The sequence below is a fragment of the Pelagibacterium flavum genome (genome assembly GCF_025854335.1).
Lineage (GTDB): Bacteria > Pseudomonadota > Alphaproteobacteria > Rhizobiales > Devosiaceae > Pelagibacterium > Pelagibacterium flavum.
The window spans coordinates 2,824,825-2,843,834 of the sequence record NZ_CP107716.1 but is presented as its reverse complement, the minus strand read 5'-3'; the positions used below and the strand labels follow the sequence as shown (position 1 = coordinate 2,843,834).

At 60.9% G+C, this 19,010-nt stretch carries 18 protein-coding genes; 4 read left to right on the top strand and 14 right to left on the bottom strand.

Features of this window, described 5'->3' with window-relative positions:
* From OF122_RS14370 to mctS, 3 genes are all read right to left on the bottom strand, one after another.
* Window positions 1–1,125: a microcin C ABC transporter permease YejB gene (locus tag OF122_RS14370; RefSeq protein WP_264224879.1), complete on the bottom strand. Its 1,125-nt coding sequence runs from the start codon at window positions 1,123–1,125 to the stop codon at window positions 1–3.
* A gap of 96 nt (window positions 1,126–1,221) precedes the next feature.
* Window positions 1,222–1,863 carry a two-component system response regulator MctR gene (mctR, locus tag OF122_RS14365; protein ID WP_264224878.1) on the bottom strand — a complete coding sequence of 214 codons (642 nt, stop codon included), beginning with the start codon at window positions 1,861–1,863 and terminating at the stop codon, window positions 1,222–1,224.
* The gene (gene mctS, locus OF122_RS14360) at window positions 1,860–3,236 is read right to left on the bottom strand and encodes a two-component system sensor histidine kinase MctS (RefSeq protein WP_264224877.1); all 1,377 of its coding nucleotides are present in this window, start codon (window positions 3,234–3,236) and stop codon (window positions 1,860–1,862) included. Before mctS ends, mctR begins: the two co-directional genes overlap by 4 nt.
* Before the next feature lie 268 nt (window positions 3,237–3,504).
* Between mctS and OF122_RS14355 the strand changes: the two genes are divergently transcribed.
* On the top strand, window positions 3,505–4,608 hold the full coding sequence (locus OF122_RS14355) for a TRAP transporter substrate-binding protein (protein WP_264224876.1): 1,104 nt from the start codon (window positions 3,505–3,507) through the stop codon (window positions 4,606–4,608).
* Between the two features lie 147 nt (window positions 4,609–4,755).
* Here the strand turns inward: OF122_RS14355 and OF122_RS14350 are convergent, their stop codons facing one another.
* The 3 genes from OF122_RS14350 to OF122_RS14340 all read right to left on the bottom strand — a co-directional run bounded on the left by OF122_RS14350 (window position 4,756) and on the right by OF122_RS14340 (window position 7,561).
* A complete protein-coding gene (locus OF122_RS14350) occupies window positions 4,756–6,141 on the bottom strand; it encodes a TRAP transporter large permease (RefSeq protein WP_264224875.1) in 1,386 nt (461 codons plus the stop codon).
* Entirely contained in the window at window positions 6,134–6,703 is a 570-nt protein-coding gene (locus OF122_RS14345) for a TRAP transporter small permease subunit (protein ID WP_264224874.1), read from the bottom strand. Before OF122_RS14345 ends, OF122_RS14350 begins: the two co-directional genes overlap by 8 nt.
* Before the next feature lie 135 nt (window positions 6,704–6,838).
* Window positions 6,839–7,561 (bottom strand): phosphatase PAP2 family protein, encoded by a 723-nt coding sequence (locus OF122_RS14340; RefSeq protein ID WP_264224873.1) that lies wholly within the window; start codon window positions 7,559–7,561, stop codon window positions 6,839–6,841.
* 190 nt (window positions 7,562–7,751) lie between these two features.
* On the opposite strand from OF122_RS14340, the gene OF122_RS14335 reads away from it, so the two are divergent.
* Window positions 7,752–9,611, top strand: coding sequence for a diguanylate cyclase (locus OF122_RS14335; protein ID WP_264224872.1), 1,860 nt, complete (start codon window positions 7,752–7,754; stop codon window positions 9,609–9,611).
* A 20-nt stretch (window positions 9,612–9,631) separates the two neighbouring features.
* Here OF122_RS14335 and cobM read toward each other — a convergent pair whose 3' ends face one another.
* The 7 genes from cobM to cobF form a co-directional block, all read right to left on the bottom strand.
* Window positions 9,632–10,390 (bottom strand): precorrin-4 C(11)-methyltransferase, encoded by a 759-nt coding sequence (cobM, locus tag OF122_RS14330; protein WP_264224871.1) that lies wholly within the window; start codon window positions 10,388–10,390, stop codon window positions 9,632–9,634.
* Window positions 10,387–11,598, bottom strand: a complete 1,212-nt coding sequence (gene cbiE, locus OF122_RS14325; RefSeq protein WP_264224870.1) for a precorrin-6y C5,15-methyltransferase (decarboxylating) subunit CbiE — start codon at window positions 11,596–11,598, stop codon at window positions 10,387–10,389. The genes cobM and cbiE overlap by 4 nt, the downstream gene beginning before the upstream one ends.
* Complete coding sequence (cobJ, locus tag OF122_RS14320) at window positions 11,591–12,352, bottom strand: precorrin-3B C(17)-methyltransferase (RefSeq protein ID WP_264224869.1); 762 nt, start codon at window positions 12,350–12,352, stop codon at window positions 11,591–11,593. The genes cbiE and cobJ overlap by 8 nt, the downstream gene beginning before the upstream one ends.
* Window positions 12,349–13,083 (bottom strand): precorrin-2 C(20)-methyltransferase, encoded by a 735-nt coding sequence (locus OF122_RS14315; RefSeq protein ID WP_264224868.1) that lies wholly within the window; start codon window positions 13,081–13,083, stop codon window positions 12,349–12,351. The genes cobJ and OF122_RS14315 overlap by 4 nt, the downstream gene beginning before the upstream one ends.
* Window positions 13,080–13,712: a precorrin-8X methylmutase gene (locus tag OF122_RS14310; protein ID WP_264224867.1), complete on the bottom strand. Its 633-nt coding sequence runs from the start codon at window positions 13,710–13,712 to the stop codon at window positions 13,080–13,082. Before OF122_RS14310 ends, OF122_RS14315 begins: the two co-directional genes overlap by 4 nt.
* Window positions 13,712–14,971, bottom strand: coding sequence for a hypothetical protein (locus OF122_RS14305; protein ID WP_264224866.1), 1,260 nt, complete (start codon window positions 14,969–14,971; stop codon window positions 13,712–13,714). The genes OF122_RS14310 and OF122_RS14305 overlap by 1 nt, the downstream gene beginning before the upstream one ends.
* 192 nt (window positions 14,972–15,163) lie before the next feature.
* Complete coding sequence (cobF, locus tag OF122_RS14300; RefSeq protein ID WP_264224865.1) at window positions 15,164–15,913, bottom strand: precorrin-6A synthase (deacetylating); 750 nt, start codon at window positions 15,911–15,913, stop codon at window positions 15,164–15,166.
* Between the two features lie 130 nt (window positions 15,914–16,043).
* Between cobF and OF122_RS14295 the strand changes: the two genes are divergently transcribed.
* Window positions 16,044–17,204: a carboxynorspermidine decarboxylase gene (locus OF122_RS14295; RefSeq protein ID WP_264224864.1), complete on the top strand. Its 1,161-nt coding sequence runs from the start codon at window positions 16,044–16,046 to the stop codon at window positions 17,202–17,204.
* Window positions 17,205–17,276: 72 nt separating this feature from the next.
* On the top strand, window positions 17,277–18,569 hold the full coding sequence (locus tag OF122_RS14290) for a saccharopine dehydrogenase family protein (protein ID WP_264224863.1): 1,293 nt from the start codon (window positions 17,277–17,279) through the stop codon (window positions 18,567–18,569).
* A gap of 208 nt (window positions 18,570–18,777) precedes the next feature.
* Here the strand turns inward: OF122_RS14290 and OF122_RS14285 are convergent, their stop codons facing one another.
* The gene (locus OF122_RS14285) at window positions 18,778–18,996 is read right to left on the bottom strand and encodes a hypothetical protein (protein WP_264224862.1); all 219 of its coding nucleotides are present in this window, start codon (window positions 18,994–18,996) and stop codon (window positions 18,778–18,780) included.
* Window positions 18,997–19,010 lie beyond the last annotated feature (14 nt).

The following is a 19,010-nucleotide window of genomic DNA, read 5'->3' as shown; positions in this document are numbered from 1 at the left end:
TCAAACCTCTCGCGACTCGAAATCGATGCGCGGATCGATCCACATATAGGTGAGATCGGAGATCAGCCCCAAAATCAGACCGACAAGCGAGAAGATGTAGAGCGTGGCAAAGATCACCGGATAGTCCCGCGTCACGACCGACTGAAAGCCAAGCAGGCCAAGCCCATCGAGCGAGAAGATGGTCTCGATCAGCAGCGATCCGCCAAAGAACGCGCCAACGAACGCACCGGGAAAGCCCGCGATCACGATCAGCATGGCGTTTCGGAATACATGGCCGTAGAGGACGCGGTTCTCGGTCAACCCCTTGGCGCGGGCGGTGACGACATATTGCTTGCGGATTTCATCGAGAAACGAGTTCTTGACCAGCAGCGTGGATGTCGCAAACGCACCCACAGCCATAGCCGCGATCGGCAGAGCCAGGTGCCAGGCATAATCAAGGATCTGCTGATACCAGGGCATGGATGCAAAGCCCGATGAGGTCAGTCCCCGCAACGGAAAAACCGACCAGAAGCTGCCTCCCGCAAACAGCACGATCAAAAGGATGGCGAACAGAAAGCCCGGGATGGCGTAGCCGATAATGACCACGCCGGAGGTCCAGATATCGAAACGCGACCCATCCCGCACCGCCTTGGCAATCCCCAAAGGTATCGAAATGCCGTATGAAATCAGCATCATCCAGAATCCGAGCGAAATCGACACGGGCATCTTTTCAATGACCAGATCGATGACGGAAATGTCCCGGTAGTACGACTCCCCGAAGTCGAACCGCAGGAAATCCCAGATCATTGAAAAGAACCGCTCGAGCGGTGGCTTGTCGAAGCCATACTGGGCTTCCAGTTGCGCGATAAAGGCCGGTGGCAGCCCCCGCGCGCCACGATAGACACCCTGCGGTTCGCTGCTGGAGCTGCTGGCCGCGCTGTTGTCGATGCCGCTCTGGCCGGAAAAGTCGCCCTGCGCCGTTCCCGTAATGCGCGACAGCGCGGAAACGTCGGTTCCCGAGTATTGCGCAATCGCCTGTTCCACCGGCCCGCCCGGCGCAAACTGGATGACGAGAAACGACACCACCATGATCCCGAATACCGTCGGTATCATCAAAAGCAGGCGTCGCAGGATATAGGCGGCCATGGACGGTCCGGGTCAGCGAGTCAGTTGCCCGACCATGTCGGTTTTGTCACCGATGGCCAAGTGCTTTGTGGGCCGGGTGCGGTCACGACTTCGCGGTCATCCACCCACGAGCCCGTTTTCGATGGCATAGCGGGTCAATCCGGCGGTCGTGGCAATACCGAGCTTTTTCTTGATGTTCTTTCGGTGCGTTTCGACTGTACGTGCGGAGATGTCGAGGGTTGCGGCCACATCCTTGTTGGATTTTCCAGCCGCGATCAGCAGCAGGATGGCCTGCTCGCGCGTGGTCAGCGCTTTGCTCTTTTGGGCTCTGTCGCCGCGCTCGAGCAACACGTCCGAAACGCCGGTCGAAAAGAAGGTTCCGCCCGCCGCGACCGTCTCTATGGCCTCGATGATCTCCTCGGTCGATACGTCCTTGAGGATGTAGCCCGACGCTCCATACATCACCGATGTCGAAATATACTCGCGGCTGTCATGCATCGAGAGCATCAGCAATTTGGTGGCGGGAGACTGTTCCTTGAACAGTTCGATCGCGTCCAGCCCGTTGAGCTCAGGCATGTTGATGTCCATCAACACCACGTCGGGACCGGCATCGCGGGCAATGTCGAGAGCGCTACGCGCGCTCGGGGCTGCGCCAACCACGTCAATATGATCGTAGGTTTCCAGAATGGCCTTGAGCCCGTCGAGCACCAGAGGGTGGTTGTCGACCAGGAGCACCTTGATGGGGTTGGGAATGCTCATGCGACCTCGGCAAGCTTTGACTGGCGGATAAAGACCGATTTGGGGAGGGTGGCGCGGAGCGTCGTGCCGTTCGGGGAAGGCTCGACCAGCATCGTGCCGCCGAAATGCGCCATGCGTTCGGCCATGTTGCGCAGGCCCAGGCCGCGCTGTGCGCCGGCGTCACGGGAAAAGCCCTTGCCGTTATCGGCGATGACCATCTGAACGCGACCATGCGGGCTTGAAAGGGCGAGAGTGACTTCGCTGGCATTGGCATGGCGGTCGATATTGTTGAGCGCCTCTTGAGCCACGCGATAAAGTGCCGTTCGAGCCTCGGGCAGAAGCATGTTTTTGAACGCAACGGCTTCGAGTATGACCTTGATGCCGGTCCGCTCGGCGAAATTGTGCGTCAGTGCCTCGAGCGCCGCTGAAAGCCCCAGATCGTCCAGGGCGCCGGGGCGCAGATCGTGGCTGAGGCGACGCACCTCCTTGATGGCCCCGTTAAGCGCGTCGGCCCCCTTGCCGATGGCGTCGGAAGCCCCTTCAGCGCCATTCTCCACCTTTCGTCTCGCCAGGTCGATGGCGTAGCGAACACCGATCAGGATTTGGGAAATGCCATCGTGAAGCTCGCGCGCGATGCGCGTGCGCTCTTCTTCCTGCGTATCGATGACTCGCTGGGTCAACTCCTTGAGTTTGCTGTCCGCGAGCCGGCGCTCATGCAGATTGAGCACCATCCAGCTTCCGAACACCAGCAGCACCGCTGGCACCGCGATAAGTACGATCGTAAAGAACGTCGAGTTGATCGTGTTGCGAAGGTCCTCGTGGGCAGCCGCGGTCTGGGCGAACACGTCATCGAGATAAACGCCGGTTCCCAGCATCCATTCCCACTTATCCAGCCCGACAGCAAAAGAGACTTTTTCCGCAATGGTTCCAGCAGAAGGCTTTTCCCACAGATAGGAGTGCAGGCCGCCGCCTTCCTTGGCCTTTTCGATCAGATTGTAGATCACCCGATCGCCATTGGGATCGGTAAGGCTCAGCCAGTTCTGGCCGGGCCGATAGGTTTGCCGCGGATGGACGATGTTGACGCCATCATAGTCGTAGACGAAGAAATACCCATCCTCGCCATAATCGAGCGCGTTCAGGATCGCCCTCACTTGCGCCTTGGCCGCTTCGTCGTCTGGCCCAGCGTCTCGGTAAATGCCGTCGATTGCCGACAGCGCCATATTGGTGAGGTTGAGCAACTCGTCTTGCTTGGCCTGCACCATGTTGCGCTCGAACGTGTCGATGCTTGCGCGCGCCAGACTGGCGGACTGCCATGTCACCAGCCAGGTGATGGCAACGATGGCAAGGATAAGCGGAACAATGGCGAGCGCCAGAATCTGGTGCCGGAACTGCATGACGTAAACTCTCCTCCAACCGGATATGAGCCGGCTGCGGGTGATTGTAGCCGATAGTGCGCGCGTCCATTATCACTTACTGCGTAAAACTGGGTAGCCTTTGCAAATAAAGCAGGTAACGTGAGGAACCGGGCCCTCGACGGGGACAGGCAAATGCAGTCTTTTTTGCCCTGCGCTTCGAAGATGCGCTCGAAAACGGTGCCGGCTCTCGAAGCGCGGCCTTAAGACCGTTTCTAGCCGGTGCAAAAAGCACCATAGGGAGGATTTGATGAAAAGACGCGACTTCTTCAAGAAGGCCGGCGCAGCGACCGCAGGTGTCGCCGCGGCTGCCACAACGCTGGCCACTCCGGCCATTGCCCAGGGCAATATCACCTGGCGCATGGTCACCACATGGCCGAAAAATTTCCCCGGACTGGGCGTGGGTGCTCAGCGGCTGGCCGATCGGATCACCGCCGCTTCGGGCGGGCGTCTGTCGATTCAGGTCTTCGCTGCTGGTGAAATGGTTCCGGGCCTTCAGGCGCTCGACGCCGTCATCGACGGTTCGGCAGAGATGAGCCACGGCGCCGCCTACTACTGGCAGAACAAGAGCCAGGGCCTGTCGTTTTTCACCGGCGTCCCCTACGGCATGACCAACCGCGAACTCGCTGCGTGGGTTCGCCACATGGGCGGCCAGGAAATCTGGGACGACATTTACGACCAGTTCGGCGTTCAGGGCTTCCTGTCCGGTGATACCGGCACACAGGCCGGCGGCTGGTTCCGCAACGAGTTGACTGGCGTCGCCGACGTTCAGGGGCTGCGCTTCCGTACACCGGGCCTTGGTGGCCAGGTTTGGGAAAAGCTCGGCGCCTCGGTGACCAATCTGGCTGCCGGCGACATCTTCGCCGCACTGCAGAACGGTACACTCGATGCCGCCGAATTCGTCGGTCCCTATAACGACCTCGCGCTCGGCTTCTACCAGATCGCCAAGAACTACTACTTCCCGAGCTTCATCGAGCCCGGTCTGGCGACCGAACTCGTGGTCGACAAGGCCAAGTATCAGGAGCTGCCGCAGGATCTTCAGGAACTTGTGCGCTACGTCTGTCAGGCCGAATATGACGAAGTCGCATCCGACTTCGCGGCCAATGACCCGCGTGCCCTCCAGACCCTGGTCAACGACCACGGTGTGACGGTTCGCCAGTTCCCGGAAGAAATCATGGAAGCAGGTGCGGTTGCCGCCAAGGAGATCCTCACCAACATCCGTGACAATGGCGACGAACTCACCAAGCGGGTCGCCGAAAGCTATGTCGAAGCGTTCAAGATCGTCCGTCAGAAGACCGACGGCACCGACTCGCTCTTCCTGCGGGCTCGCGAGCAGTACTTTACGCTCGACTGATCCTGCCGATCATTCCAGGCATCGGGGCCCGAACTTCGGTTCGGGCCCTTTTTTGTTGCCTTGCAGACAAGCGGCAGGAGCAGCCAACAAACCAAAGGGCCCGCCGAGTGTATCGACGGGCCCTTTGGTTTGACCGATTGGTATCGTTCAGTTGATTGACGGTAGCCAGGTGATGAGCTGCGGGAACATGAACAACAGGGCTATCGCCAGGATCTGGATCGCAACGAACGGAATTGCGCCGCGATAGATCATGCCGGTCGTTACCCTGTTTGGCGCTACCCCTCGCAGGTAGAACAGCGAAAAACCGAAGGGGGGCGTCATGAAGCTCGTCTGCAGGTTCACGCCCACCATCACGCCGAGCCAGATCGGATCGATTCCGAGCGCCAGAAGAATGGGCGCCGTGATCGGGATGATGATGAAGATGATCTCGAACGTGTCGAGAATGAACCCCAGCACGAACATGATGAGCATGACTACTATCATGGCGCCGATGGCGCCGCCGGGCAGATTGGCCAGAAACTCGTGAACCAGATTGTCGCCGCCCATGACCCGGAAGACAATTGAGAATACTGAGGCGCCAAACAGAATGACGAAGATCATCGAGGTGATGGTTGCCGTGGTCATCGCCGCATCGCGAAGAACCTTGAACGAGAGTCTCCAGCGCAGCGCAGCAAGGATAGTCGCGCCCACAGCGCCCACCGAACCGGCCTCGGTAGGCGTGGCGATGCCCGTGAGGATGGAGCCGAGCACCAGAAGGATGAGAATGAGCGGCGGGAGTAGCGCCACAGCGACGTCCTTGACGATGCCCTTGCGTTCCTCCTCGGTCATTGGCGTTGCCGGGCAGCTCTCGGGCTGGGTGATCGCCTTGTAGATCATGAAACAGATGTAGAGCCCGACGAGGAGCAGTCCGGGAATGAAGGCGCCGGCGAACAGATCGCCCACCGTCACGGGCGTCGGCGCGAAATTGCCCTGCGCCATCTGCACCTGTGCATTGATCGAGGAGAGCATGTCTCCCATGAAAATCAGCACGGTCGAAGGCGGAATGATCTGCCCCAGCGTGCCGGACGCGCAGATTACGCCCGAAGCAAGACTTGGGTCATATTTGGCGCGCAGCATTGCTGGCAGCGAAATCAGCCCCATGGTGACCACCGTTGCGCCCACAACGCCTGTGGAAGCGGCAAGAAGCGCACCCACGACGATCACCGAAATGCCCAATCCACCGCGCAGGCGACCGAACAGTTTCCCCATGGTCAAAAGCAATTGCTCGGCGATTTTGGACTTCTCGAGCATCACGCCCATGAAAATGAAGAGCGGGACCGCAACAAGGACCTCGTTGGTCATGTAGCCGATGTACCGGCCCATGAGGTTGCCCATGTTGGAAAAGTCGAACACCCCGAAGAAGTAACCGATCGTGCCGAAAATCAGCGAGGTGCCGGCCAGCGTGAATGCAACGGGAAAGCCAAGCAACAGGGCGCCAATGACGCCGAAAAACAGAAGGCCCGAGAGGATTTCGCCAATAACAATGCTAGACAAGATGCGTCTCCTCTTCGCCTTCGACCCTGTAGCGATACATCTCGGGCAGCAGATCTTCCTTGTCGTTCAGAACAAGGATGGCTCGAGCGACCATGGCAAGGCCCTGCAGGCCGAGCAGGACCGCAAACACCAGGATGAAGGTCTTGAGTATGAACAGCCCCGGCATACCGCCAATGTTCTGGGACGCTTCAAAAAAGCTCCAGGCGCGCTGCACATAGGGCAGGCCCCAGGTCCAGACGACAAACATGAAGGGAAGAAGGAAGATCACGACCCCGACGATATCGGCGATCGCCTTGCGCTTGGTCGAAGCGGGTCGGTAGAAAATATCGACGCGCACATGATCGTCACGGAACAGGGCGTATCCGGCGACGGCGGTAAACATCGCCCCGCTCAGCCAGATGTAGAGATCCTGCATCCACAGAAAAGTCGTATGAAAGACGTAACGCTGAACGACAACGGCAAAGCAGACGGCGACGACGCCAACTGCAAGCCATGCAAAAATGTTGCCGATCAGCCGGTTCAAGCCACCGATGGCCTGAACCGCCAAGGCGAGCGCGCGCATTCGCTCCTCCTCCCACGGAAGGTTGCTTTTATCGATAGTACCGCTAGTTCGCGGACGGGCAAACTGCAAGCGGTCACCGTACCCGATTGGTCAAATCGGTACATTTGCCCGTAAAACTGGGTAGCAGGGTGGCTTCTAGATGGTCCCTCGGCGGCGCAGGATAGAAGCAAATGCCGTCGCGGCAAACGCCCACGCCGCACCCAGCGACCAGCCGGCGACAACATCGCTCGGATAATGAACGCCCAGCAGCACCCGGGAGACGCCGACAAGTGCCGTCAGGACGATGGCGACCCCGAAAAAGAACACCTTCTCGCGCCATCGTTCCGACAGTTGGGCCAGCAGAGCGCCGAGTGTGAGATAGGTTACCGCGGAAATCATTGAGTGCCCGCTGGGAAAACTGGCCGAGAGTTCATGCGCCACCGCGGAAAATTCGGGTCGCGGGCGGTCAAAGAAATCCTTGAGCAGATCGGAAAGCAGCGCGCCGCTGATAACTGCCCCCGCGACCAGAAGCGCTGCGCCGGCACGCCGGGTGAGAAGGAGATAGATGACCACACTGGAAACCACCAGCGTGAGAACCGAAAAACTGCCAAGGGCGGTGATGTCGCGCACCGCCTCCTGAAACCAGAACGGCCCGGTCATCTGGCTGGGATCGCCCGGCGCCCGGAACATCTCGAGAATGGCTATGTCGATCTCGTGTGTCTCGCCCTCGCTCACTTCGTCGGCGATTTCAATGAAGGCAAAGACCAAGGCGGCCGCCAGCCCTATGCCGATCAATATCGCTTGCTCGGCAAATACGAAATCGCGCACCCGCTGAAGCCGGTTGGGAGAAAAGTGGTGCTTGAACAATTTGGACAGCATGCGATCTCCAACTGGCGACTGACTTGGCTCTGAAAACGGCCGGCACAGCCGCGGGCGTACCGAATTTGAGGGTGCCAGCCAGTAGAAATAGGCATTTTAGCCAATCATGTAACCCCGCTTGCACGATGGGCGAGGTAAGGCATAATCGCAATGGGGGCCGAAACAACGACCAAAGAGGTTAGTGCGTAGCGTGTCCGAAATTTGGCAGCCCCTTATTGCCAACCTGGCCGTCGTGGCCCTGTTTTCCTCCATATGGTCCCTGGCCTCTGATTGGCTCGACAAGCAGCGTTGGATTGTCCGCAAGCTCTGTATAGGCGTTCTGGTTGGCAGCGCGGCTATCGGGACAATGCTCCTGACCGTCGAGATCGTGCCGGGCGTGGTTTACGATCTGAGAACATGCGTCGTGGCGGTTGGCGCATTCTTCAGCGGTCCCCTGGTCGCCGTCATTGCCATTGTCATGGCCGGAACATATCGGTTGCTCGAAGGTGGGGCCGGCGTGTCGCTGGGCATTGCCCATATGGCGGCGGCCGCTCTTGTCGGCCTTGCGGTCAGGGCTTCGGCCCGGTCGTCATTGCCCAACCCGTTGTGGATAGTCTTTCTCGCCTTGGCGATGGCTTTGCTCCTGCTGTTCATAATCTTTGTCCTCACAAGGATTGTCAGTCTCGAGGAAGCCGGCGAGCTCATCCTGCCCGGCACGGTACTCAGCCTTTTGGCCACGCTGATGATGGGGCTCACCATGCTTGCTGCCCGTCAGGCGGGCTATGACCGGTCCATCCTGCGCGCGGCGTTGGCACAGGCGCCTGAATTTCTTTACGTCAAGGATGTCGACGGCAGGTTTCTGACGGTCAACGAGGCTGTCGCCCGCCACCAGGGATATTCCGATCCTGCCCAGATGATTGGAATGACCGATTTCGATGTTACCGATCCCGCCCGAGCCCAGCACCTCTATGAACAGGAACGCCGGATCATAGAGAGTGGGACCTCTGTCCTGGATCTGGAGGAGGAAATCGTTGAAAAATCCGGAGAGCGTCGCTGGTATCGGACCTCGAAAGTCCCCCTGACCGGAAAGGATGGCAGGATCGTCGGTCTTGCGGGAATGACGGTCGATATTACCGGGGTCAAACAACTCGAGCGCGAACTTATCGAAAGCCGGGACCGTCTCTCGCTGGCCATGTCGGAAATGAGCGACGGACTGGCTCTGTTCGATCGCGACGGTTATCTGGTGTTTTGCAATGAACAGTACCGCAAGGCATTTCCACGTTCCGAGCATGTCCGCGTGGTCGGCGCGCACATCAAGGACATCCTGCTCGAATGCGCGCGCTCCGGCGAGCAGCTCGGCATCCCCGAAGACGATATTGAAGGTTGGGCGGAGCGCGTCGCCAGCCTGCTGCGGGTTCCAAACGTCGTTACGGTGGAACTGTTTAACGGCAGCTATCTCCAACTGCGCAACCAGTTGGCCAGCAATGATTCCGCTCTGGTCATCGTCACCGATGTCACCGACCTCAAGCTTGCCGAACGCGCGCTGATCGAAGCCAATGCCGATCTTTCGCGGCAGGCCTCGACCGACGCCCTGACGGGGCTCGCCAATCGTCGGGTATTCGACGATGCACTGGAGCGCGACATGGCCCGGTGCGGGCGCGCTGGCACGCCGTTAAGCCTGATCCTGCTCGATGTGGACCGCTTCAAACATTACAACGACCTCCATGGCCACCAGGCCGGAGATCGCTGTCTGGTCATGGTGGCAAACGCCCTGAGGGCGAGCCTGCTCCGGCCAACCGACCTGGCCGCGCGTTATGGTGGCGAGGAGTTTGCCGTGATCCTGCCCGATACCGATATAACGGGCGCGGAAGCCGTGGCTGAACGTATCCGGACCGCCATCGCCGGGGCGGCCACCTCCGAGTTGGGAATAGAGGTTACGGCCAGTCTCGGCGTCGCCGAATACGATCTGGCCAAAGGTCCCTCGACACCGGAAAATCTGGTTCGCCGGGCCGATGGCGCGCTTTATTCCGCCAAGGCCGCTGGCCGCAACCGGGTGATGGCGGCCGAGTAGCGATGGGGGCGGGATGTCGGTTAGTCCCGGCCCCTGAAACGCCGCTGATAGGCGGCATCGTAAAGCGAGCTGTCGGAAAACCCTTCCGCCGCAAGTGTTTGGCCCACAAAGATGATGGCTGTGCGTTCGATGGGATCCGCCGCGATCTTGTCCGCGATGTCGCCGAGCGTTCCACGCACGATTTTTTCCTTGTCCCAGCTTGCCCAGGCGATGATGGCGACGGGGCAATCGGGGCCGTAAAGCGGGGTAAGTTCGGCGACGATTTCATCGAGCGCATGGATCGCCAGATGGATGGCGAGGGTGGCGCCGCTGGCGCCGAAATTGGCGAGGGTTTCGCGCTGCGGCATGGCGGACGCGCGGCCGGAAATGCGTGTCAGAACAAGGCTTTGTGCGAGCGCGGGCTTGGTCAGCTCCTGCCCAAGGGCCGCCGCCGCTGCGGCAAAGGCCGGAACGCCGGGCGTGAGGGTATAGGGGATGGAATGGGCTTCAAGCCGCCGGATCTGCTCGGCGACCGCGCTCCACATGGAAAGATCGCCGGAATGGAGGCGTGCGACGTCGAGACCGGCGGCGTGGGCGGCGAGATATTCGGCCTCGATCTCATTGAGCGAGAGGGGGGCGGTATCGACCAGGCGGGCATCTTTGGGGCACCAGTCGAGAAGGTCTTTCGGAACGATCGATCCGGCATAAAGGCAGACGGGACAACGGCTTAGGATGTCGCGCCCCCGTACGGTTATGAGATCCGCCGCGCCGGGTCCGGCGCCGATGAAATGGACGCTCATTTGACCCACACCCATTGGGTGACCGGCATGGCGGGGCGCCAGCCGCTCATGGTGCCCAGTGGCTCGGCGCGGGCGATCTGGATGCGGGTGAGGCTGCCGCCCATCTGCTGATGGAGCAGCGCCAAAAGCGCTTCCATTTCAAGGGTTACAGCGTTGGCGACCAGACGGCCTCCGGGCTTGAGGGCGGCGATCGCGGCATCGACGACGCCATCCTCGGTGCCGCCGCCGCCAATAAAGATGGCGTCAGGTTGCTCAAGTTTTTTAAGGACTTGCGGCGCGCGCCCGACTCTGATTGTCAACCCCGGAACGCCCATCAGAGCCGCATTGTCCGCAATGCGGGCACTGCGTACGGGATCGGCCTCGATGGCGATGGCCGACAGCGAAGGGTCCGACAGCATCCACTCGATGCCCACCGAACCCGAACCGGCCCCGATGTCCCACAGCAATTCGCCGCGTCGGGGCGAAAGGGCGGAAAGGGTCAGCGCGCGGATTTCGCGCTTGGTGATCTGCCCGTCATGATCGAACCAGTCGTCGGGCAGGCCGGGCGTCAGCGGAACAATACGCGCATTTTCGTCCGCGAGGATATCTATTGCCAGAACGTTGAGCGGACTGATGTTTTCGAAATCGAACGATTGCGCGAGCGTGGTGCGGACCTTCTCGTGCGGGCCGCCCAGGGCGTCGAGAACCGTTACCGCGCTGTGGCCAAACCCGGCCTCGGTCAAAAGCCCCGAAATCCGGGCCGGTTCGGTTTCATCTGAGGTCAGGGTGAGGATTTTCCGGCCCGGATGGAGGTGCGGCAGAACCAGCTCGATAGGTCGTCCGTGCAGTGACAGGGTGGTCACGTCCTGAAGCGGCCAGCCCATGCGGGCGGCGGCGAGAGAAAACGAGGAAGGGCTTGTAACTACAAGCATTTCCGCCGCCGGAATGCGGCGGGCCAGAGTGGCGCCGATGCCGTAATGGAAGGGGTCCCCACTGGCGAGGACGCAGACGCGCTTGCGGCCGCGCAGCCGGGCGACTTCTTCGATCGAGGTTTCGATCGGGCTTTGCCAGCGGCGCTGTTCGGCGAGGTTCATGCCACGGACGAGGCGCAGATGGCGCTCGCCGCCAAACACCACTTCCGCATTGGCAATCAACGACTTGGTGAGATCGGTGAGACCATCGAGCCCGTCTTCTCCGATGCCGACGATGGTGAGCCAGCGGTCAGCCATGTTCGGGCACCCAGCGCGGTGTGTAAACGAGATCGGGCTTTTCGGGGCGCTCGATAGCCCGGGTGAGGGCATTGCCGATGATGAGGCAGGTGGACATGTCGATGGTCTCGGGCTTCACCTCGGAGAGCGCCTGACGCCCAATGGACCCTCGGTGCACTCCCACGCCACGCCCAATGGATACGACGGTTTCGGGCGGCAGAATTTCGCGCAGGATTTCAAGCGCCTTGCCCAGTTGCCAGGGCCGCGATTTCGAGATGGGGTTATAAAATGCGATGGTAAAACCGGCGCCGGCGGCGGCGCGGATACGCTTTTCGATGATCGCCCACGGTTTGAGATTGTCCGAAAGCGAAATGGCACAAAAATCATTGCCCAACGGGGCGCCGATCCGGGCCGCTGTTGCCAGCATAGCGGTGACGCCGGGGACGATGATAAGTTCGATGCCACGCCACTCGGGTGCGCCTGTGTCGATTGCCTCGCAGACCGCGGCGGCCATTGCAAAGACCCCCGGATCGCCGCCCGAAACCATGGCGACGGTATTGCCCTCCGCGGCCAGCGCAAGCGCTGCGCGGGCGCGGTCGAGTTCCTCGCGGTTGTCCGAGGGCACGGCGACCTGATCGGGCGTCAAGTTCAGCCGCTCGATATAGGGCTTGTAGCCGAAGAAATGGCTCGAGGCGGCAATGGCCGCCTGCGCCTCGAGCGTGATCTGCTCGGGACTGCCCGGACCCGTGCCGATGACGTACAGCGTGCCGCTCATGGGCGCGCCTTCCAGCCAGGAACCAGGATCTGGCTGAAATAGGGGGCGGGGCTGTCGTCACGGTCTTTAAGCGGCAGGACGACTGCATTGTCCATGGTGCCGCGCTCGACATAGATGGCGCTGTCGAATTTGCCGGCGGCTTTGAGCGCCTCGCGGATTTTGGGCAGATTGCGGCCGACCTTCATGATGACGGCACTATCGGTCGAGCCGAGACGGGTTTGAAGGTCGGTAAGATCGAGCGTTCCGGGCAGCACGGTGAAAATATCGTCGCCCTGCATGAGCGGCACGCCCGCCTGCGACCAGCAACCGGAAAGCGAGGTGACGCCCGCGATAACCTCTGTGGGGTAGGCGGGGGCAAGGCGCACATGGATGTGCATGTAGGAGCCGTAAAAGAACGGATCGCCTTCCGAGAGCACGGCGACTGTCTTGCCCTGATCGAGATGGTGGGCGATGTGCAGCGCCGCATCGTCAAAGAACGCAGCGATCTGGCTCTTGTAGCTTTGATCGTGGCGATGGACTTCGGTGGTGACCGGGTATTCCAGCGGCAATTCGATGGCGTTTTCCGGCCAGTGGGGCGCGACGATGGCGCGGGCATTGCCGGGGCGACCGCGCTTGAGGAAATGGGCGACGACATCGGCATCGAGAATGGCGCGCACGGCCTTGAGCGTTAAAAGCTCGGGATCGCCCGGCCCGGTGCCCACCCCGATCAGCCTGCCTTGTGTCTGGCTCATATGCCGGGCCTCGCAAGCGCGTTGAGCGCGGCTGCGGTCATGGCGCTGCCACCAAGACGGCCTTCGACGATGGCGAAAGGAACGCCGTAGGAATTGTCCTTAAGTGCCTGTTTTGACTCTGCTGCGCCCACAAACCCGACCGGCATGCCGATGATGGCGGCGGGCTTTGGCGCGCCGTCGCGGAGCAGTTCGAGAAGATGAAAGAGCGCGGTCGGCGCGTTGCCGATGGCGACCACGGCGCCTTCGAGACGCGGCAGCCAGATGTGGATGGCGGCGGCGGAGCGGGTATTGCCGTGGTCCTGCGCCAGATAGGGGGTCTCGATATTGTTGATCTCGCAGATCACTTCATTGTCCGCCGGCAGGCGCGAGCGGGTGACGCCGCGCGCCACCATTTCGGCATCGGTGAAAATTGGCTTGCCGCGTTCGAGCGCGCCGCGCGCCGCTTCGACAAAGCCGGGGGCGAAATGGAAATGGTTGGCGGCCTCGACCATGCCGCAGGCGTGAATCATGCGAACGGCGAGCTCGGCCTCGGCGGGCGAGAAGCGCGAAAGGTCGGCTTCGGCACCGATGGTGGCGAAGGACTGGCGGTAAATCTCCTGTCCGTCGCGGATATAGTCATATTGCGTCATTACTGCCCCAGCCGGCCAAGAACCGAAAGCGTCGTCTCGCCGGGCTGGCGAGTATCGCGGATTCGATCGGCCAAAGAAACGATGCCGGTTTCAATAGCGGCAGGATCGAGCGTTGCAAGCGGTTTGGCGTCAGGTGCGCGGTAAAGCGTCAATTGGCTGCCATCGAGCACGATACCCGGACGGCCCGCATGGGGGCAGCCCTTGGCACAGGTGGAAACGTGAATATGGAACGATCCGTCGATCAGTTCCGGTGCGGCCGAATAAAACCCCTGTGCCAGTTCGGCAGCCTGGATGACACCCGCGTCGGTATCTTCGGCGCCCGAGCAGATCGAGAGTTTCACCCCGGTTGCGTCGGGGCGGGTCCAATAGCCGACCCGCGCAAGGGCCGGGGCAAGATCGCGCAGGGTCGAGGTGTCGAACCCGACAAGAACGATTGAGCGGTCCGGTGCCGTGCGCGCTTCCGCAACGCCCTGTTCGGACATGATCTGGGCCAGATCGCGAACCTGGCGCGCGCGCACCTGGCCGAAGGGCAAGCCGACGCGCAGGGCCGGGGCATGGTCCGAAAGGCTCAAGGGGCCGACCATGTAGCTCGATGGACGGACGCTGGAATGGGTGAGCGGGCGCAGGTTTTCGATTTTCGCGGCAATCGGGGGAGCGGCAAGATCGCTGGCGCGGGCTCGCGGGCCTTCGGCCTGAAGCGCCTCAAGGATGACCGCCACGGCTGTGGGGATATCGGCTTCGTTGAGTTCGCCGAGCGTATCGCTGCCCAATTCGAGCGCCCAGCCATCGGGGCGGGCGATGAGCCGGATATCGGCCTTGAGGCCGTCGAGCAGGACCTGTCCGCCGGTGACGAGCACGATGGAAAGCTTTGGCGAAAGCGGGCCGTGGGCGAGCGCATCGTTGCAGACGGCGCGCAGGGCGCGGGCCAGCGGGCGCGGATCGGCCATGGCCTTGGGATCGTCGCCGGCCAGCGGGGAGATTTCGATGGCAGGCGCGGGCTGGGCGGCGATACCGGCATTGGCAAGCGCGTCGCGAAAGGATGCGGCCGACGATTCGGAAAGCCCGCGCACCTGCAGATTGCCCCGCGCCGTGACCTCGATCAGCCCGTTGCCATGGGCGTCCGCGGCGTCGGCCAACGCCGTGAGCTGGTCGGGGGAAAGCCCAGTTTCAGGGCGAAAGCGTGCAAGCAGGCCATCGGCCACGGCCATGGGGTTTTCGAGGGTCGGGCAGGCGCCGCGTGGGGTTGGAGATGCTGTCATGTGCGTCTCTTAGCAAGCGGAAGCGGGGCGAGATAGGGGAGAGTGCCGACTTTGCTGCGGTGATCGTGGCGGCGTGGTTGGGATGGATTCCGGCGATGGATGCCGGAATGACAGGGGGGGAGGGGAGCGCTATCGCCATCACCAACTCGGCCGTCACCCCGGGATTTATTCCCAGGATCCATCATGGCGGCTTCAGGTCCGTCGCAGCAGGTAGATGTCCATGATCCAGCCATGCCGGGCGCGGGCGGCGTCGCGGGTGGTGGAAATCCGGTCGCGTACGTCGGCGAGGGGGCCTTCGACGAGGATCTGGTCATCCATCCCGGCATAGGCCGCCCAGTAGATGTGAAGGCCGGTGGGATCGATGCTGGCATAGGTCTTCTTGCCGTCGAGCATGACAACGACCGTATCGGCGCCCTCGGGCCAGCCCGCCGCCAGCTTGCGGCCCGTGGTGATGGTCACCGGGTTGCCGATGGTGTTGAGCGGGATGGCAAAAGCGGCGGTCAGCGCGGCAATTGCCGTGATGCCGGGGATGACTTCGATGGTGAAGGCGAGATCGGACTTGGCCTTGACCGATTCAAGGATGCGCAGCGTGCTGTCGTAGAGGCCAGGATCGCCCCAGACAAGCAGTGCGCCGGTGGCGTCCTTTGGGGCTTTGGCGAACATCTCGATATAGCTTTGGGCGATCAGATCGTGCCAGTCGAGGACGCGCTGGGTATAATCGCCGATGGCTTCGTTACGGCCCGAAATGGGGTATTCGACAAGCGCGTAGGGGCGCGAGATGTAGCGCTCGCAGATTGTCGTGCGGATGGCGGCCAGCGCCGATTTTTCCTCGCCCTTGGTGGGAATGAAGATCACATCGGCCCGGTTGAGCGCTGCGATGGCCTGCATGCTCAGATGCTCGGGATTGCCCGTGCCGATGCCGATGACGAGGAGTTTTTTCATGACGCTCTTAGAGCATGGGTTTATGCGGGCGAAAAGATGCCGAAAATTTTCCAGCTGGGGTCTTGTGTCCCCGATCCCCAATCGTTAGATGGGGGCATCTTCCGCGTTTCATCCGGCGCGGATTTTTTTTATGGCTCGTCGCCCATCCCCGCATTTGGGGACCAAGGAGGTTCGAACGCAAGAATTGACGCTACAGACACCTTATTATCTGCTCGACAAATCGGTACTTCTCCGAAATCTGGAAAAAATATCGTATTTGCGTCAGGCTTCCGGCGTCAAATGTGTGCTTGCGCTCAAGGCTTTCGCGACATGGTCGGTGTTCGACATTATGGCCGAACACATGGACGGCACGACCTCCTCATCGCTCAATGAAGTCAAGCTCGGGGCCGAAAAGTTCGGCGGCGAGACCCATGCCTATTCGGTGGCCTGGGCCGATCACGAGATCGATGAAGCCATCGCGAACTGCGACAAGATCATCTTCAACTCGGTCAACCAGCTCGAGCGCTATGCCGACAAGGCAAAGGCGCAGGGCAAGGCGATCGGGCTGCGGCTCAATCCGGGCGTGTCCCATTCCCACTTCATCCTCGCCGATCCGGCGCGGCCGTTTTCGCGGCTGGGCGAGTGGGACATGGAGCGGGTCAACCCCGTTTTGGATCGTATCTCGGGCGTGATGTTCCACTTCAACTGCGAGAACGACGAGTACGACAGCCTCGATATGCTGCTCAAAACCATCGAGGAACGCTACGGCGAAATTCTGCATGGATTGGAATGGGTTAGCCTTGGCGGGGGAATCCGTTTCACAAACCCCGATTACCCGATCGACAGGCTGGCCGCGCGGCTGCGGGAAATGAGCGAGCGCTATTCCATCCAGCTCTATCTCGAGCCGGGCGAGGCCTCGGTCACCGGATCGACCACCCTGGAAGTTTCCGTGCTGGACGTCGTCTATAACGGCAAGCACGTCGCTATCGTTGACTCATCGACCGAAGCGCATATGCTCGATCTGCTGACCTATAGCGAATACACAAATGTTGCCCCCAACAGCGGGCCTTACACGTATATTGTCTGCGGCAAAACTTGCCTTGCCGGAGACATTTTTGGAGAGTTCCAGTTCGAGACCGAACTCAAGGCTGGGGACCGTATCTCGTTCCTCGATGCCGGCGGTTACACCATGGTCAAGAAGAACTGGTTCAACGGGGTCCAGATGCCGTCTATCGCGGTACGTCACCTGGACGGGCAAGTGGAACTCGTAAAAGAGTTCACGTTTGAGGACTACGCGCAGAGCCTGTCGTAACCTGGGGTGAGATCCCGATTTCGAACAGCGTGCGTAGCTTGGTTCAACCTCTGAAAAGGTGTTTCGTGAAAATTGAAAAAGAACGTGCTGATTATCGGTGCTGGAGGTGTGGCGCAGGTCGTCGCTCATAAGGCTGCAATGGCAAACGACGTGCTGGGCGATATCCATATCGCGTCGCGCACGCTGGACAAATGCCAGGCCATCGTTTCGAGCGTGCTCGAAAAGAAGTCCCTCAAAAAGCCCGGTGTTATCGAGGCCCATCGGCTCGATGCCCTCGATATCGAAGCGACCAAGGCGCTGATCGCCAAGACACGGTCGCAGATCGTCATCAATGTCGGCTCCGCATTCATCAACATGAGCGTGCTCGAGGCGTGCATCCAAACGGGTGTGGCCTATATCGACACGGCCATCCATGAAGAGCCCGAAAAGATTTGTGAGACGCCGCCCTGGTACGGCAATTACGAATGGAAGCGGCGCGAGCGGTGCGAGAAGGCCGGTGTGACGGCAATTCTGGGCGCCGGGTTCGATCCCGGTGTCGTCAATGCCTATGCGGCGCTGGCGGTGGACGAGTATTTCGACACTGTCGATTCAATCGATATCATCGACATCAATGCCGGGTCGCACGGCAAGTATTTCGCCACCAATTTCGACCCGGAAATCAATTTCCGCGAATTTACCGGCGTGGTCTATTCCTGGCAGGACAGCCAGTGGCAGACCAACAAGATGTTCGAGGTCTCGCGCACCGACGATCTTCCGGTAGTGGGCGAGCGCACGTCCTATCTGTCGGGGCACGACGAGCTCCATTCGCTCTCGCGCAATCTCGACGTGCCCGATATCCGTTTCTGGATGGGGTTCGGCGAGCACTACATCAACGTCTTTACCGTGCTCAAGAACCTTGGCCTGCTCTCCGAGCAGCCGGTGACAACGGCCGAAGGGCTCGAAGTGGTGCCGCTCAAGGTGGTCAAGGCCGTGCTGCCCGATCCGTCCTCGCTTGCTCCCGAATATGAGGGCAAGACCTGCATCGGCGATCTGGTGAAGGGCAAGAAGGACGGGGAGGACCGCGAGGTCTTCATCTACAACGTCGCCGACCACAAGGAAGCCTACAACGAGGTGGGCAGCCAGGGCATTTCCTACACGGCGGGCGTGCCGCCGGTGGCCGCGGCGATCCTTGTCGCCAAGGGCACCTGGGATTGCCACAAGATGGTCAACGTCGAGGAACTGCCCCCGCAGCCCTTCCTAGGCCTGCTCAACAAGATGGGGCTCCAGACCTCGATCCGCGACGAGAATGGCGAACGCGACCTTTCGTTCGAGGGCTGGACGCCGCCTGCGACCGCCATTGCCGGAAAGGTTGCCGGCAAGCGCTGAACGCGCAAGCGAAACGATTGGAAAGGGCTCGCTTCGGCGGGCCCTTTTCAGTTTGCGGCGACGAGAATGTTTTCTCGCAGCTTGAGCGACAGGGCGGGGCGCTCGATGAGCGTCCATGACAGCCATCCCATGGCGACGGTGATGACCGCGGCCAGAAGCGCCAGCCCTGTGCGGGCCCAGGCAAAGCGCGCCGGGTTGCGATTGAGGGCTAAGAGCGCGACCGCATCAGGCCCGACAGGCAGAAGAACACGTTCACCGCGATCTGACCCAGATTGTAGGTCGCGCCATCGAACGGCTCGAGATGTGCGCCGAACGGCAGCAGCAGGAAACTATGGGAAACGAACACGGCGGCGGCGGCAAGCAGGCGCACGGCGTTGAAACTGTTCTGCCGGCTTTCGAGCAGATCGCCGAGTGTCCGATTGGGCATGGGGGGTATCGCCG

Coding starts and splice junctions, on each gene's coding strand:
- OF122_RS14370 (WP_264224879.1), bottom strand. CDS start 1,125: ATGGCCGCCTATATCCTGCGACGCCTGCTTTTGATGATACCGACGGTA.
- mctR (WP_264224878.1), bottom strand. CDS start 1,863: ATGAGCATTCCCAACCCCATCAAGGTGCTCCTGGTCGACAACCACCCT.
- mctS (WP_264224877.1), bottom strand. CDS start 3,236: ATGCAGTTCCGGCACCAGATTCTGGCGCTCGCCATTGTTCCGCTTATC.
- OF122_RS14355 (WP_264224876.1), top strand. CDS start 3,505: ATGAAAAGACGCGACTTCTTCAAGAAGGCCGGCGCAGCGACCGCAGGT.
- OF122_RS14345 (WP_264224874.1), bottom strand. CDS start 6,703: ATGCGCGCGCTCGCCTTGGCGGTTCAGGCCATCGGTGGCTTGAACCGG.
- OF122_RS14340 (WP_264224873.1), bottom strand. CDS start 7,561: ATGCTGTCCAAATTGTTCAAGCACCACTTTTCTCCCAACCGGCTTCAG.
- cobM (WP_264224871.1), bottom strand. CDS start 10,390: ATGAGCGTCCATTTCATCGGCGCCGGACCCGGCGCGGCGGATCTCATA.
- cbiE (WP_264224870.1), bottom strand. CDS start 11,598: ATGGCTGACCGCTGGCTCACCATCGTCGGCATCGGAGAAGACGGGCTC.
- cobJ (WP_264224869.1), bottom strand. CDS start 12,352: ATGAGCGGCACGCTGTACGTCATCGGCACGGGTCCGGGCAGTCCCGAG.
- OF122_RS14315 (WP_264224868.1), bottom strand. CDS start 13,083: ATGAGCCAGACACAAGGCAGGCTGATCGGGGTGGGCACCGGGCCGGGC.
- OF122_RS14310 (WP_264224867.1), bottom strand. CDS start 13,712: ATGACGCAATATGACTATATCCGCGACGGACAGGAGATTTACCGCCAG.
- OF122_RS14305 (WP_264224866.1), bottom strand. CDS start 14,971: ATGACAGCATCTCCAACCCCACGCGGCGCCTGCCCGACCCTCGAAAAC.
- cobF (WP_264224865.1), bottom strand. CDS start 15,913: ATGAAAAAACTCCTCGTCATCGGCATCGGCACGGGCAATCCCGAGCAT.
- OF122_RS14295 (WP_264224864.1), top strand. CDS start 16,044: ATGGCTCGTCGCCCATCCCCGCATTTGGGGACCAAGGAGGTTCGAACG.
- OF122_RS14285 (WP_264224862.1), bottom strand. CDS start 18,996: ATGCCCAATCGGACACTCGGCGATCTGCTCGAAAGCCGGCAGAACAGT.